Raw genomic sequence first — 15292 nt, 5'->3', positions numbered from 1 at the left:
ATAGTAAATAGTAGCTAGGCAATCATCGGAGGGAAATTGCGTGAACTATTCAGTTCTCAAAAGATTATTGATTGGAAAGCCGCTTAAAACAAAAGAGTTAGGCGATCAAAAGCTTAGTAAGCTTAAAGCACTGGCTATTTTATCTTCAGATGCCTTATCTTCAGTGGCTTATGGAACAGAACAAATTTTGATTGTACTTGCAACAGTCGGCGTCCTTGCCTATTGGTATTCGATTCCAATTGCGATTGGGGTATTGGTACTCCTGACGGCTTTAATTCTTTCATATCGTCAAATTATTTATGCGTATCCGCAAGGCGGAGGAGCTTATATTGTTTCGAAAACCAATTTAGGAGAAAATCCTGGGCTTATCGCTGGGGGGTCACTGTTAGTAGATTATATTTTAACAGTTGCCGTGAGTGTTTCAGCAGGAACCGATGCTTTAACTTCGGCTTTTCCAACGCTGCATCATTACAATGTAGTAATTGCGTGTTTGCTGGTGATTTTTATTACCGTTTTAAATTTACGTGGTGTAACAGAATCCGCTTCTGTATTAGCTTATCCGGTTTATTTATTTGTTATTGCTCTTATTTTGTTAATAGCGGTAGGCTTGTTTAAAATAGCGACAGGTCAAGTTTCACCTGAGCTTCATCCATCTCTCGGTACAGTAGTGCCAGGTATTAGTTTGTTTTTATTATTAAAAGCTTTTTCGTCAGGCTGTTCGGCATTGACAGGTGTAGAAGCTATTTCAAATGCAGTGCCTAACTTTAAAGAGCCAGGTGCAAAAAATGCTGTTCATACATTAATGCTGATGGGCGGTATTTTAGCCGTTTTATTTTCGGGCATCACGTTTTTAGCTTATTGGCTTGGCATTTCTCCAAAAGCAGATGAAACGGTTGTATCACAAATTGCATCGAGTGTGTTTGGACGAAATGGATTTTATTATTTTATTCAAGGCACAACAGCTCTAATTCTAGTGCTAGCAGCGAATACGGGCTTTTCAGCTTTCCCTTTGCTGGCTGTCAACTTATCGTCTGATAAATACATGCCAAGAATGTTTCAAATTCGTGGCGATCGACTAGGCTATTCAAATGGAATTGTGACCCTTGGAATTGCTTCTATTGTCTTAATTGTAGCTTTTAAAGGAGCGACTGAACAATTAATCCCTCTTTATGCAGTTGGAGTGTTCATTCCATTCACGCTTTCTCAAACAGGCATGATTGTCAAATGGCTTAGAGAAAAGCCGGCCGGCTGGCAAGGAAAGCTAACCATTAACTTAATTGGTGCGCTTATTACCTTAACTGTGCTAATCATTTTGTTTACAACGAAGTTTTCACAAGTATGGTCCGTGCTCATTTTCTTACCGGTTATTGTCTATATTTTTCATCGCATTCATACGCATTATGAAGCGGTAGGAGAGCAGCTTCGCATTAAGCAAGGAGAAAAGATTGGAAAGCTTGAAGGAAGTGTGGTCATTGTTCCTGTAGCAGGAATGACAAAGGTAGTAGAAAATTCATTAAATTATGCAAGAACGATTGGCGATACCGTTATTGCAGTGCATGTGGCCTTTGATCGAGAAAGCGAAAAGAGAATGGAAGAGAAGTGGGAGAAGTGGCAGCCTGATATTCGTATTGTTACGTTTCATTCTCAATACCGCAGCTTAGTGCGGCCGCTGTTTCGATTCATTGATATGGCCGAGGAAAAAGCGCGGGAAAACAATATGGCTATTACGGTCGTTATTCCACAATTCATTACGAAAAAAAGCTGGCAAAATATCCTTCACAATCAGTCCAGTCTGCTGTTAAAAGCACATTTGCTTTACCGTAAAAACGTAATCGTTACAACTGTACCGTACCGTTTTAAAAAATAATGAAACATGACTAAAAACCTCCAACTTGTATGTTGGAGGTTTTTAATTTTTAAATTCACATACACTAACCGTAATCGAATCTCATAAAGGCGCAAACGGAGGGATTGTATGAGTGAATTAATTAAGTTATTGCGAAAAGGAAATAAATCGGCCATGATGGCCGCTATAGTGAATACTATTATTTCCATTATTAAAGGGATTGCTTTCGCTTTAACAGGGAATGTAGCGATGTTTGCTGAAACGATGCACAGCTTAGGGGATGCAGCAAATCAGTTTTTTGTTTTTATAGGTTCGGCATTAAGTAAAAAAGCCCCGACCAAACGATTTCCAAACGGATTTGGCCGATTGGTTAATCTTGTTCTATTAGGAGCGGTTCTTGTAGTAGGAATTATGGCGTTTGAAACGATTAAAGAAGGATATCACCACATTCTTCATCCGACGAAGTCTTCAGGCTTTATTTTAAATATTGCAGTACTTGGCATCTCGGTGTTACTTGAAATGTTTGTTCTATTTAAGGCAATGAAAGAAATTTTGCACGATGTGGGGATAAACCCTGCAGAAACAAATGTTTTTGCGCAAAGCTTTGTTCATTTAAAGAAAGCCAAGCCAGCAACTAAACTTGTTTTTATGGAAGATCTGGTAGCTACTGGAGGAGGCGTATTGGCTTTAATCGCCGTTTTTATTTCGCGATTTACGCCTTTTCATCAAGCTGAAGGAATTGCTTCTATTTTAATTGGTCTTATGATGTTTTTTGTAGTAGGACGAGTCTTTTTAGATAATGCTGCTGGAGCGCTTGGCGAAGCGGATAAAGAAATGGAAATGAAAATTGGCGCGATTGTCATGCAAGATGTACAAGTGCGTGATATTCAAACGTTAATGGTGATGAAAGAAGGAGAAGAGCTTCACGTTGAATTAAAAGTAGAAATTGATCCTGTTTTAACAGTGGCAGAAGCTGATGATATTAAAGATCGTCTGGAAAATCGTATTTTACAGGAAAAAGGAGTAACGGATGTCATTATTGAATTTGATGAAGATGATGGAATTCCGGACTGGGTGCCAAGTGATTTACAGCTTCAAAAAGAATAAAAACAAGGAAGAAAACAGCTGTTTTCTTCCTTGTTTTTTTAGCTATATACTTTTTCACGTACGTTTGGAGAATCTGTTGAAGCTTTCGAGAAGTTAATGGTTTCACGTACAACGTAAATAGGTCTATTTTTACTTTCATCGTAAATTCTTGCGATGTATTGTCCGACTAGTCCTAAGCCAAGTAGCTGAATACCGCTAAAGAAGGTGATAGCTATCATAATAGAAGTCCAGCCAGGCTGAATGTTTTTACCTATCAGCCAAACAACAATCGAATAACTTAAAACTAAAAGTGATACAAAAACCGATAACCAGCCAATAATCATTACTAAACGCAAAAACTTCGTTGAAAACCCAATAATTCCATCTGAAGCAAACTTGATCATCTTTTTTAAAGGATATTTTGTTTCACCAGCAAAGCGTTCATCGCACTCATATTCTACATATGTTTGCCTGAAGCCAATCCAAGACATCATTCCTCGTACAAAACGATTGCGTTCAGTCATTTTTTTGAATACATCCGCTACTTTTCGGTCGATAATACGAAAATCTCCCGTGTCTTTAGGGATTTCGATATCGGACATATAATTTAAAAAGCTGTTTGCATCCATACGTATGCGAACAGCTTTTATGTTTTAAACCGATCTTTTAATAAATTCCATAGGGAACTCACTCCGAGACTAATGCTGATCAGAATTCCTGATAGAGCTACTATTAAAGCGATATATTCAAAGATAGAAAACTGCTTCATACTATCCCAATGGATGTTTCCCTTTAGTTTGCTAATAACTAAATTCATTCCGTAAATACCGGAAAGAACCGTGTAAATCGTTAAAATTAATAATAAGTAATTGTGACGCTTGGCTGCGATTTTCTCTTGATTTTGGTACAAAGTACCAAGGGTTTCTTTGACTTCTTGATAAAGAGAATTGATATGAAAGATTTTTTTAAAGAGCTCAGAAAACTCTTGACCTTCTGTGCGAGAGCTAATTTCTAAAAACAAATATTTACCTGAAAACACGGTAATAGAGCGGATTAGTCGTTCAATGCCCTCTGAATTTTTATGAAACGTGAGCTGAGAATATTCATAAGATAGTTTTAGCAACACGATTTTATAGAAAAAATGTAAAAATAAATTATAGTAATGCTGGCCAAATAGATGATTCATCAAAAGCTGATCCGTTTTAGAGTCTGTCGATTTAGAAATACACGAAAACACATGGTCTGTTATGACGTAATAGGTTTCAGGAGCCCATCTGGAATACACGTGTTTAGTATTATACGTTTTAATATACTCATGATTGTGTGCAGAAATAAACGCTTTCCCGCCAGGCGTATAGCTATTTAGCTGTCCAGTACGAAATAAAGTTGTGGAATTAATCTCTTGCTCTTGATTTACCGTTACATAACTTAACACAAACATCCGTTCATCGATAAAATAAGGAAGGCTCCCAACGTGCTGTTCACGTGTGGCTTCTTTCTTGATGTGTTCGTTCAAAAATGGCGCGAGCTGTGAAAAAATATAACCTTGCACTTTGCTATAGCGATGATGTTCATAGGTAATGGTGGATCCATGCTCTTCAGCAAGCTTCGGTTCTAATACACGAAAATGATTCATGAACTCTAAAATATCATCATAGGTGTAATGATTATGGCTCATCTCAGTGCGAATGGTCATGACGCCAATTTCAAAAGGACATAAAAAAACATCCACAGACAGCACGTTGCTAGACACGGTGGTGGAGGAAGTGTGTAAAGTAATGGTATGGTCTATTTTTTTTGAAAATCTAAGCAACCCTTCTTTTTCGCACGAGTCAGGGAATAGAATGCATTCAATGTAAGGAAGAAAATATTGATCCAGGCTATCATGAGATACGTAATATTGTTCTCCGTAGTATTCTTTTTCTAAATGTTTGTTTTGAATGGAAAAAAACTCGAACAAATTTGCTTCCAGTGCATGAACAAGCTGCTCTTTATTTTTTCGGTCAAAGGAAAAAGGAAAAAGAAACATGTTCATTGCTTTGGTAGGTACAATGGTTTGAAATGGTTCTGTTTTCCTTGGTGTATTGGTCATAAACTACATCCTTTTTATAGTCGGTTGTATTTCCTTGTAAGAGTCGAGGAAATGCAGATAGAAAGTAAAGGATAAAACAAGCTTTATAAAAACCGTTCTACCTGCCTGCGATGATTCAACGTATCATTTATAATATGCCAATTTTTTTAGAAAACAAACGTAAAAAAACCAACTAACATCATGATTAGTTGGTTTTACATACAGTGTCTGATTAGTGAATCGTGCGATATACACCAGTTACTTTTCCTAAAATCGTTACGTGGCGAAGAATAATAGGCGCCATCGTTGAATTTTCAGGCTGTAAACGAACGAAATTTTCTTCTTTAAAGAAGCGTTTTACCGTTGCTTCGTTGTCTTCGGTCATAGCGACCACAATATCTCCATTATTAGCTGTTTGCTGCTGACGTACGATTACCATATCGCCATCTAGAATACCTGCTTCAATCATACTTTCTCCCATAATTTCAAGCATAAATACATGATCATCTGGAGAAACGAATTTATCTGGAAGAGGGAAATATTCTTCCACATTTTCAACGGCTGTTATAGGAAGACCCGCTGTTACTTTACCAATAACAGGAACATTAATGACATTGCTTTTAGGGATGTTTACTTCGTCTAGTTGAAGAACTTCGATTGCTCTCGGTTTTGTTGGATCTCTGCGAATTAACCCTTTGCTTTCTAAACGAGCTAAATGCCCGTGTACAGTGGAGCTAGAGGCTAATCCTACCGCTTCCCCAATCTCGCGAACAGAAGGCGGATAACCTTTTAATTTTACTTCGTGCTTAATAAAATCTAGTATGTCTTGTTGACGTTTTGATAGCTTCATATTTTTCACCTCGATTTTAGCTATTCTTTAGGTGAATTATACCACGTGATGTGTCAATATACAAACATAAGTTCGAAGAATTCCATTGACAGAAACAAATGTTCTCACTAAAATAAGAACATATATTCTGATAGGGGGATCATAATATGCAACAATTCTTACATTCTATGAAACATTACGCTATTTTTTTTGCAGTTATCGCTGCACTTACATATGTATTGACGCTGGTTTTAGGAGCGGATAAAGTAGATTTAGACAAATATTCAACGGTTACTATTACAAAAGGAGATACGCTTTGGGACTTGTCCAACAAGTATCATAATCACCATCATTTGACCACCAATGAATTTGTCAAATGGGTTGAAGAAGTCAATGATTTAAACTCAGACACTGCCCAGTCTTTATCTCCTGGAGATAAATTATATATTCCTGTTTTAAAAAAAGAGTTACATAATCAAGTGGCAATTGAACAGTAGTGTGTAACGGCCGTTCCTGAATATTGTTAGAAGCCGAAAAGGTCGTGATAAAAGTGGATGCCATTATTTATTGCCGTGTCAGTACGGATAAAAAAACCCAAGAAACATCTTTACAGCGCCAGCAAGAAGAATTAAAAAAGCTTGCTGATCTTCACCATCTAAAGGTGAAAAAAGTCGTGATGGAAAAAGCAAGCGGATATGATGTAGACAGAGAGGGTATTTTGGATGTTCTTCATACAATGAAAGAAGAGAAAATATCTGTGCTGCTCATTCAAGACGAAACACGATTAGGCAGAGGAAACGCCCGAATTGCGCTGCTTCATGCTTTTCATAAAGAAAATGCTACAATCTATACGATTAGTCATCAAGGCCAGCTTCAGCTTTCAGAATCTGATTCAATGGTGTTAGATATTATTAGCTTAGTGGAAGAGCATCAGCGGAAATTACATAATGCTAAAATTAAAAGAGGAATGAAAAGAGCCGTAGAAAACGGTTATCGTCCGCAGCAAAATTTAAAAAATCAAGGAGTTAACTCGGGAAGAGAAAAAAAAGAAGCGCCGATTGAAGAAATTGTCCGCCTTCGTCATAACGGCTTAACCTTTGCTGAAATTTCAGTTACGCTAAAAGGTTTTGGTTATAATATTTCAAAAGCGACGGTACATCGTCGCTATCAAGAGTACCAAGACAGTGCTCAATCTCTTGATAAAACGAAAGAGATTTAGTAAGATGACTACATGTTGCCGGAACGGTTCGGTAATTTTAATTATTGATTATAAGGAGATAGGTTTTATATGCTATCAAAAGATAAACTTGCTCGTATTAATGCTCTTTCAAAAAAGGCAAAGGCTGAAGGGCTGACAGAATCTGAAGCGAAAGAACAGCAAGAGCTACGTCAGGAATATTTAAAAGTTTTCCGACAATCTATGACAAATCACCTTCATACGATTAAAGTTGTGGACGAAGAAGGTAAAGATGTTACGCCTAAGAAGTTAAAAGAGAGTAAAAAGAAGCGTCTTCACTGAGACGTTCTAGTAAAACTAGAGGGAGAGTTCCCTCTAGTTTTTTGTATATTTTTAATAAGGCACACAAAAACTGTAAAAGTGGAAATTTTTTTGGTTCAAGTATTGTACAAATAAGCAAATCATTAGTATGATAACATATGTACATAGTTTTGAAAGGAATGAAGAGTATGACACAACGTATTGAAGATCTTTCGATTGCAACAATTCGTACTTTATCAATCGATGCGATTGAAAAAGCAAATTCAGGTCACCCAGGTATGCCAATGGGAGCTGCTCCAATGGCATATACATTGTGGACAAAATTTATGAACATCAATCCAAAGAATCCAAACTGGTTCAACCGTGACCGCTTTGTATTATCAGCAGGACACGGATCGGCACTATTATACAGCTTGCTTCATTTAGCTGGATATGACTTATCAATTGAAGACCTTAAAAACTTCCGTCAATGGGGAAGTAAAACACCAGGTCATCCAGAGTTCGGTCATACAGCAGGTGTTGATGCAACAACTGGCCCACTAGGACAAGGTATTGCAATGGCTGTTGGTAAAGCAATGGCAGAACGTCATTTAGCTGAAACATACAACAAAGAAGGTTTAGAAATTGTAGACCACTTTACGTATGGTATTTGTGGTGACGGAGACTTAATGGAAGGTGTATCTGCTGAAGCAGCTTCATTAGCGGCACACTTAAAATTAGGACGTTTAGTTGTTTTATACGATTCAAATGATATTTCTTTAGACGGAGATTTAGATCGCTCGTTCTCTGAGAACGTAGAAGATCGTTTCAAAGCTTACGGATGGCAAGTAATCCGCGTTGAAGACGGCAATGACTTGACAGCGATTGCAAACGCAATTGAAGAAGCAAAAGGCGATTTAACACGCCCAACGCTAATTGAAGTAAAAACAACAATCGGATTTGGTTCTCCAAACCACGCAGGTACTTCTGGCGTGCACGGTTCTCCATTAGGTTCCGATGAAACAAAATTAACAAAAGAAGCTTATGCATGGACATTTGAAGAAGATTTCTATGTGCCAGAAGAAGTGTATGCTCACTTCAAAGCTACAATTGCTGAAGATGGCCAAAAGAAAGAAAACGAATGGAACGATGTATTTGCACAGTATAAAGAAAAATATCCTGAACTAGGTCGTCAATTTGAACTAGCAGTAGAAGGAAAGTTACCGGAAGGCTGGGAAGAAACGCTTCCAGCATACGAAACAGGTTCAAGCCTAGCTAGCCGTGCTTCTTCGGGAGAAGTATTAAACGCAGTAGCACAAGCTGTACCTCAATTCTTCGGCGGTTCAGCTGACTTAGCTGGCTCAAATAAAACAATGATTAAAGGTTCAGAAGACTTCACTGCAGCTGATTACAGCGGACGTAATATCTGGTTCGGTGTACGTGAATTTGCAATGGGAGCTGCATTAAACGGTATGGCTCTACACGGCGGTGTAAAAGTATTCGGAGGAACATTCTTTGTATTCTCTGATTACCTTCGCCCAGCAATTCGCTTAGCAGCTTTAATGAAGCTTCCTGTAACATATGTATTCACACATGACAGTATCGCAGTTGGAGAAGACGGCCCAACACATGAGCCAATTGAACAATTGCCATCACTTCGTGCAATGCCAGGTCTTTCAGTGGTTCGTCCTGCAGATGCAAATGAAACAGCTGCTGCATGGCGCCTAGCATTAGAGTCAACTGACCGCCCAACGGCGCTTGTATTGACTCGTCAAAACTTGCCTACGCTTGAAGGTACAAAAGAAAATGCATACGAAGGCGTGTCTAAAGGTGCGTACGTTGTATCTAAAGCTGGTAAAGACCAAGCTGATGCATTAATACTTGCAACAGGCTCTGAAGTAAGCCTAGCAGTAGAAGCACAAAAAGCATTAGCTGCAGAAGGCATTGACGTATCTGTAGTAAGTATGCCTGCATGGGATCGTTTCGAAGAGCAATCTGCTGAGTACAAAGAAAGTGTTATCCCTAAATCAGTGAAAAAACGTTTAGGTATTGAAATGGCTTCTACACTTGGCTGGGAACGCTATGTTGGAGACGAAGGACAAGTTCTTGGTATTAATCACTTCGGTGCATCTGCTCCTGGTGAAACAATCATGAAAGAATTTGGTTTTACAGTTGAAAATGTAGTAGCAAAAGTGAAAAGCTTGCTTAATGCATAATTCTTTTTCATAAGAAAGAGCAGACTCCTGTGGTCTGCTCTTTTTTTCGACAAAAAAACAAAGGAATTTTTTCATCGATAGACAAGCATTGCGTACACCATTCGGTATAATGGTACAAAAAAGAACGAGCCGAAAGGGAGGATGAATCGTGAGAACGTATGAAGTATATTTAATGGAGGAAGAAGTTGCATCATCCTATTTTCGAAGAGAAAAGCTCATTTATCAGCTGCTGATTGAATATAGAATGAAACGTCACTTGAAGGAAACGCACTTACAAAAACAAGTTCATTACATTACTCGGCAACTGCCCATTTCATTTATTCAACGAGAATTACTTCAGGCGTTTTCTCATTATCCTCATTTTTTTACTCATCAAGAGACGTTTGTGCTGGAATATCCTCATAAAAAAAGTCGAGCATCTATAAAATTAACGAATAGCTGTATAACAATTGAAGGAGATGGCAATGTTGATGCTGAGACAGCTTTTTTTGAAGTATTACGCAAGCTAGATCCTTGTTTTTTAGCAGTGAATTATGGAACGGATGAATACGGCTGGCTGAGGCCTGTGAAAACAAGAAAATTTGTGTAATTATTTAAGGAAATTGGAACGGAAATATTGTATAATAGCGTATGGTCTAGTACACTGTAAGTTAGACAACACGAAGGAGGAAGTAATACCATGGGAATGTATATTCTAGTTGGTGTTCTAGCATTAATTGTTGGGATAGCGCTAGGATTTTTCATTGCTCGTAAATATATGATGAGCTATCTGAAGAAAAATCCACCAATTAATGAACAAATGTTAAAAATGATGATGATGCAAATGGGCATGAAACCATCGCAGAAAAAAATTAACCAAATGATGAAAGCAATGAACGGCCAAATTAAATAATGGTTAATTGGACAGACACTCTCTATTCAGAAGGGTGTCTTTTGTTTTATGATAGATATAAGAAAATGGTTGTGGGGCTAGGGGGATACGATGAAAATTTTTCGAGAGCTATGGTGGTTTTTCAAACAGGAAAAAAAGTCTTACATATCGGGGATAGCGCTGCTCATTATTGTGGCAGCATTAGAACTTCTCCCGCCTAAAATTATTGGTTTAACGGTAGATGGCATTAAAGAAGGGACGCTGAATGGAAAGCGCTTAATGCAGATGGTTGGCATTTTGCTAGGAGCTGCTGTTGTGGCCTATTTCACAAGGTACATATGGCGTATTATGATATTTGGTTCATCTGTTAAACTAGCCAAGCAGCTGAGAAATACCCTCTACACTCATTTTACCAAGATGAATCAGGCCTTTTATCAGCGGCGGCGAATTGGGGATTTGATGGCGCATGCAACGAACGATATTCAAGCTATTCAACAAACTGCGGGTTCGGGCGTTCTGACGCTTGTAGATTCGATTGTCACAGGAGGGCTTGTTCTATGCACAATGGCCCTTACAATCAGCTGGAAATTAACGCTTATTTGCCTTATTCCTATGCCGCTTATGGCCGTTTTAACAAGTTACTATGGTACATTGCTTCATACGCGGTTTCATCACGCACAAGCAGCATTTTCTACTTTAAATGATAAGGTTCAAGAAAGCATTAGCGGAATTAAAGTCATTAAGACGTTTGGGGAAGAAGCAGCTGATGTCGAAGAATTTCGCATTAAGTCTGCAGATGTTGTCCAAAAGAACATGAAAGTAGCCCGAGTAGATGCATTGTTTGATCCGACCATTTCGATTATTGTAGCACTTTCTTTTTTACTTGCTCTTATTTTTGGTAGCAAGATGGTTATTAATGAAGAGTTAACACTGGGGCAGCTTGTTACCTTTACAACTTATTTGGGCCTTCTTATTTGGCCGATGCTCGCGTTTGGCTGGCTATTTAACATTGTGGAACGAGGAAGAGCATCATATGACAGGGTATTTTCTTTATTAAAAGAAGAAAATTCGATTGAAGAAGCAGCGCATCCTAGTGTTGAAATGCCAACAGGAAATATTGAAGCTGTTATTCATAGGTTTTCGTATGTTAAAGAAGACGAATATACGTTAAACGAAATTTATTTTACACTTTCTCGCGGTCAAACGTTAGGTATTGTCGGAAAGACGGGTGCTGGGAAAACCACGCTTTTAAAGCTGCTGCTTCGTGAATTTGATGTAAGCGACGGAGCTGTTTTATGGGGAGGAAAAGACATTAAAGACTATGCTTTTGATTCATTGTACAAAAGCATTGGATATGTTCCTCAAGATCACTTTTTGTTTTCAACAACAGTTGCTGATAATATCGCGTTTGGAAAAAGAGAAGCAAGCAATCAAGAAATTAAAGAATCGGCTAAAGTTGCCAATGTACATAGAGACATCCTCGATTTTACAGATGGCTATCAAACAATAGTAGGTGAAAAAGGCGTTTCGTTATCGGGTGGACAAAAACAGCGTATCTCGATTGCAAGAGCTCTTCTATTAGATCCTGAGCTTTTAATTTTAGACGACTCGCTATCAGCAGTAGATGGAAAAACGGAAGCGGGTATTTTACAAGCGCTGAAGCATAAACGTCAAAATCGAACAACGATTATTACAGCGCATCGACTGAGCTCGGTTACTCATGCAGACCTGATTCTTGTACTTGATAAAGGGAAAATTATTCAGCGAGGAACTCATGAGGAACTGCTTAGCGTGAGCGGCTGGTACCAGGATATGTACGATAGACAGCAGCTTGAACGTGCGGTAGAAGAAGGAGAGACGAAAAATGAAAATTGAGCATTCTTCGGTACATAAACGTCTGTTTCGCTATACAATTCCGCATAAAAAATCATTTTTTTTAGCGTTCACACTATTATTAATTGCTACGGCTGCGGATTTATTAGGGCCCATTTTGATTAAAATTTTTATTGACGATTATTTAACTCCTAAGTACTTGCCTCTTCAGCCTCTTGTGTGGCTTGCGAGCAGTTATTTGCTTTTACAGCTTTTAAAAATTGTCGTTCAATACTTTCAGCTTCTGCAGTTTCAAAAAATTGCGCTTCAAATTATTCAGCAGATTCGAATTGACGTTTTTTCTCATGTTCATCGCCTGGCTCTTCGCTTTTTTGACAACACGCCAACGGGAAGCCTGGTATCTCGAATTACAAATGACACGGAAGCCATGAAAGAAATGTTTGTGGAAGTCATCGCGGTTTTTATTCAAAATGGGGTATTTTTGATCGGTATTTTTATAGCCATGTTTATGCTAGATGTGAAGCTGGCTTTTTATTGTTTAGTTCTTCTCCCGTTCATTTGGGGACTTATGAAGCTTTATCAGCATTACAGCGCTATTTACTACGGACAGCTCCGAGAAAAGCTAAGTCAATTAAATGCCAAGCTTCATGAGTCTTTGCAAGGCATGTCTATTATTCAGTTATTTCGTCAAGAAAAGCGGCTGCGCTCGGAATTTGAAGAAATTAATGATGAGCATTATAAAGCGGGTATGCGCAATATTAAGTTAGATGGTTTGCTGCTGAGGCCGGCAGTCGAAATACTTTACATTTTAGCCGTTATTCTTGTACTCAGTTATTTTGGTATTTCCGTAGCTGACAGCCCTGTTAAAATTGGTGTTCTTTACGCGTTTATCAACTACTTGGATCGTTTTTTTGAACCTGTTAATGAAATGATGCAGCGTCTTTCTATGTATCAGCAAGCGATGGTATCAGCCTCTCGGGTATTTGACTTGATGGATGAAAAAGAAAAAAATCCAGTCATGACAGGAGAACAAAAGCAGGGGGTACAAAAAGGAACGGTAGAATTCAGAAACGTAACGTTTTCCTATGATGGTGTTCGAGATGTGCTTTCTGATATATCATTTACGGTAAACGAAGGAGAAACAGTGGCTTTAGTAGGCCATACTGGAAGCGGGAAAAGCTCCATCATTAATTTATTAATGCGCTTTTATGAGCAGCAAAAAGGAGACATTTTGATCGATAATAAACCGCTATCGTCTTTTTCAAATAAACAGCTTCGAGATGAGGTAGGGCTGGTGCTGCAAGATGCCTTTTTATTTGCCGATACCGTAAAGCGAAATATTACGCTGCATGAAGACCATTTTTCTGATGAGCAAGTAAAAGCAGCGGCGAAATTTGTGCAAGCTCACGCATTTATCGAAGCACTTCCTAATAAGTATAATGAAGTGCTAGTGGAAAGAGGTTCGACTTTATCAAGCGGTCAGCGCCAGCTCTTAGCATTTGCAAGAACGGTGATTCGAAACCCTAAAATCCTTATTCTTGATGAAGCAACAGCGCACATTGATACAGAAACGGAAGAAGCGATTCAAGAGGTGTTAAGAGATATGGGAAAAGGCCGCACAACGATTGCGATTGCTCATCGCTTATCGACCATTCAACACGCGGACTGTATTTTAGTATTGCATAAAGGAAAAATCGTCGAAAAAGGAACGCACGCTGAACTGCTAAACAAATGCGGTTTGTACTATAATATGTATCAGCTTCAGCACAGTGAAAAAGAAGAGAATTTCAGCAAAGAAACAGGAGTAAAAGAGATTTATACAGAATTGATAGAGTGAAGGTGAAAAAAAGAAACAACCTTCATGAAGAGGTTGTTTCTGTTGTTTGAGTAGGGAATTCATTGTAAACGTTTAATAAATGATCTAATTCTTGACTATGTTTAATAGCAGGTGGAGAGTTTAATCCACTTACTCGGACTATGCGGATGAGTTCTTCTCGTTTCTTTTCAATCGCTAATAGAATATCTTTTTTGGCCAATGCTATGTATCCCTTCTAACAAGTCGTTTACCTAATTATACAAGATAATGGTACTATTTGAAAGAAGTGAGATAAGACAATTTGGTTACAAAATGGTAACGAAAAAGAACAAAAAGAACAAAAAAAGGGAAGTGGGAAATGTGGGAGATTTAAATTTGTTTTTGGCATTTGGCGCGGGGTTTTTATCGTTTATTTCACCCTGCTGTTTGCCTTTGTACCCAGCTTTTTTATCGTACATAACAGGAGTGTCAGTTAGCGAGCTAAAGGAAGGCGCTAAGTCACATCAGCGCAAAGCTTTTATTCACACAGCTTTTTTTCTATTGGGGTTTTCTGTTATTTTCATTATGATTGGCTTTGCCACTTCTTTTATTGGTCAGTGGTTTTTTAACTATAAGGATTTAATTCGGCAGATTGGCGCTATTCTTATTATTTTCTTTGGTCTAGTTGTACTAGGGATTTTTAAGCCTCGAATTCTTATGCAGGAACACAAGCTTAAATTCGCAAATAAGCCGGCTGGACTCATAGGTTCTTCTTTTATTGGTATGGCTTTTGCTGCCGGCTGGACTCCGTGCACGGGCCCTATTTTAGTATCGGTTATGGCGCTTGCAGCGACAAACCCAGGCTCCGGTCTTTTGTACATGATAACTTATTCACTTGGATTTTCTATTCCATTTTTTATTATGACGTTTTTTATTGGGAAAATGAACTGGTTAAAAAAACATATGAATTCCATGATGAAAGTTGGCGGATACGCAATGATTGGAATGGGATTTATTTTGTATTTTGACTGGATGACAAAAATTATTATTTATACAACGAGCGTATTCGGAGGGTTTACGGGCTTCTGAAAAGGGAAAGTGATACAAAAAGAATCTGGGAATTGGCAGATTCTTTTTATTTTTTAAAAGACAAAATAGTTACTTTCGCTCTTAGGAAATAAGCACAAATATGATGTGAAAAAATATATAGAAAAAATTTATTTTTACTATATCTTCTATAAATACGGAGTGATACAATAAAATCGTCA

14 protein-coding genes and 1 pseudogene are annotated in these 15292 nt (G+C 38.1%); 11 read left to right on the top strand and 4 right to left on the bottom strand.

Going from position 1 to position 15292, the window contains the following annotated elements; genetic code table 11:
- Window positions 1-40: 40 nt before the first annotated feature.
- Together ACFX4N_RS15060 and ACFX4N_RS15055 are read left to right on the top strand one after the other, a co-directional pair.
- Complete coding sequence (locus ACFX4N_RS15060) at window positions 41-1867, top strand: APC family permease (protein ID WP_013058782.1); 1827 nt, start codon at window positions 41-43, stop codon at window positions 1865-1867.
- 108 nt (window positions 1868-1975) lie between these two features.
- Window positions 1976-2953, top strand: coding sequence for a cation diffusion facilitator family transporter (locus tag ACFX4N_RS15055; RefSeq protein WP_013058781.1), 978 nt, complete (start codon window positions 1976-1978; stop codon window positions 2951-2953).
- Between the two features lie 38 nt (window positions 2954-2991).
- Here the strand turns inward: ACFX4N_RS15055 and ACFX4N_RS15050 are convergent.
- The 3 genes and pseudogenes from ACFX4N_RS15050 to lexA all read right to left on the bottom strand — a co-directional run.
- A pseudogene (locus ACFX4N_RS15050) lies at window positions 2992-3546 on the bottom strand (glycosyltransferase); the annotation flags it as partial.
- A 32-nt stretch (window positions 3547-3578) separates the two neighbouring features.
- Window positions 3579-5024, bottom strand: a complete 1446-nt coding sequence (locus tag ACFX4N_RS15045) for a magnesium transporter CorA family protein (RefSeq protein WP_061859456.1) — start codon at window positions 5022-5024, stop codon at window positions 3579-3581.
- 211 nt (window positions 5025-5235) lie between these two features.
- Entirely contained in the window at window positions 5236-5853 is a 618-nt protein-coding gene (gene lexA, locus ACFX4N_RS15040; protein ID WP_013058778.1) for a transcriptional repressor LexA, read from the bottom strand.
- 146 nt (window positions 5854-5999) lie between these two features.
- Here lexA and yneA point away from each other — a divergent pair, with 146 nt between their 5' ends.
- The 8 genes from yneA to ACFX4N_RS15000 all read left to right on the top strand — a co-directional run bounded on the left by yneA (window position 6000) and on the right by ACFX4N_RS15000 (window position 14066).
- Window positions 6000-6329, top strand: a complete 330-nt coding sequence (yneA, locus tag ACFX4N_RS15035; RefSeq protein ID WP_013058777.1) for a cell division suppressor protein YneA — start codon at window positions 6000-6002, stop codon at window positions 6327-6329.
- 53 nt (window positions 6330-6382) lie between these two features.
- Window positions 6383-7051 carry a YneB family resolvase-like protein gene (locus ACFX4N_RS15030; RefSeq protein WP_013058776.1) on the top strand — a complete coding sequence of 223 codons (669 nt, stop codon included), beginning with the start codon at window positions 6383-6385 and terminating at the stop codon, window positions 7049-7051.
- Window positions 7052-7120: 69 nt separating this feature from the next.
- Complete coding sequence (locus ACFX4N_RS15025; protein ID WP_013058775.1) at window positions 7121-7351, top strand: DUF896 domain-containing protein; 231 nt, start codon at window positions 7121-7123, stop codon at window positions 7349-7351.
- 167 nt (window positions 7352-7518) lie between these two features.
- The gene (tkt, locus tag ACFX4N_RS15020; protein WP_013058774.1) at window positions 7519-9525 is read left to right on the top strand and encodes a transketolase; all 2007 of its coding nucleotides are present in this window, start codon (window positions 7519-7521) and stop codon (window positions 9523-9525) included.
- Between the two features lie 148 nt (window positions 9526-9673).
- The gene (sirA, locus tag ACFX4N_RS15015) at window positions 9674-10114 is read left to right on the top strand and encodes a sporulation inhibitor of replication protein SirA (RefSeq protein WP_013058773.1); all 441 of its coding nucleotides are present in this window, start codon (window positions 9674-9676) and stop codon (window positions 10112-10114) included.
- A gap of 90 nt (window positions 10115-10204) precedes the next feature.
- Complete coding sequence (locus ACFX4N_RS15010) at window positions 10205-10417, top strand: YneF family protein (RefSeq protein WP_013058772.1); 213 nt, start codon at window positions 10205-10207, stop codon at window positions 10415-10417.
- A 90-nt stretch (window positions 10418-10507) separates the two neighbouring features.
- Window positions 10508-12271: an ABC transporter transmembrane domain-containing protein gene (locus ACFX4N_RS15005; RefSeq protein WP_063672572.1), complete on the top strand. Its 1764-nt coding sequence runs from the start codon at window positions 10508-10510 to the stop codon at window positions 12269-12271.
- Window positions 12261-14066 (top strand): ABC transporter ATP-binding protein, encoded by a 1806-nt coding sequence (locus ACFX4N_RS15000; protein ID WP_013058770.1) that lies wholly within the window; start codon window positions 12261-12263, stop codon window positions 14064-14066. Before ACFX4N_RS15005 ends, ACFX4N_RS15000 begins: the two co-directional genes overlap by 11 nt.
- Before the next feature lie 22 nt (window positions 14067-14088).
- Here ACFX4N_RS15000 and ACFX4N_RS14995 read toward each other — a convergent pair whose 3' ends face one another.
- A complete protein-coding gene (locus tag ACFX4N_RS14995) occupies window positions 14089-14265 on the bottom strand; it encodes an aspartyl-phosphate phosphatase Spo0E family protein (protein WP_013058769.1) in 177 nt (58 codons plus the stop codon).
- 140 nt (window positions 14266-14405) lie between these two features.
- On the opposite strand from ACFX4N_RS14995, the gene ACFX4N_RS14990 reads away from it, so the two are divergent.
- Window positions 14406-15113 carry a cytochrome c biogenesis CcdA family protein gene (locus ACFX4N_RS14990; protein WP_377261717.1) on the top strand — a complete coding sequence of 236 codons (708 nt, stop codon included), beginning with the start codon at window positions 14406-14408 and terminating at the stop codon, window positions 15111-15113.
- Window positions 15114-15292: the final 179 nt, after the last annotated feature.

It is taken from the genome of Priestia sp. YIM B13551, from assembly GCF_042787905.1.
Taxonomy (GTDB): domain Bacteria; phylum Bacillota; class Bacilli; order Bacillales; family Bacillaceae_H; genus Priestia.
The sequence above is the reverse complement of the archived record's forward strand: the minus strand, read 5'-3'. Positions and strand labels throughout refer to the sequence as shown.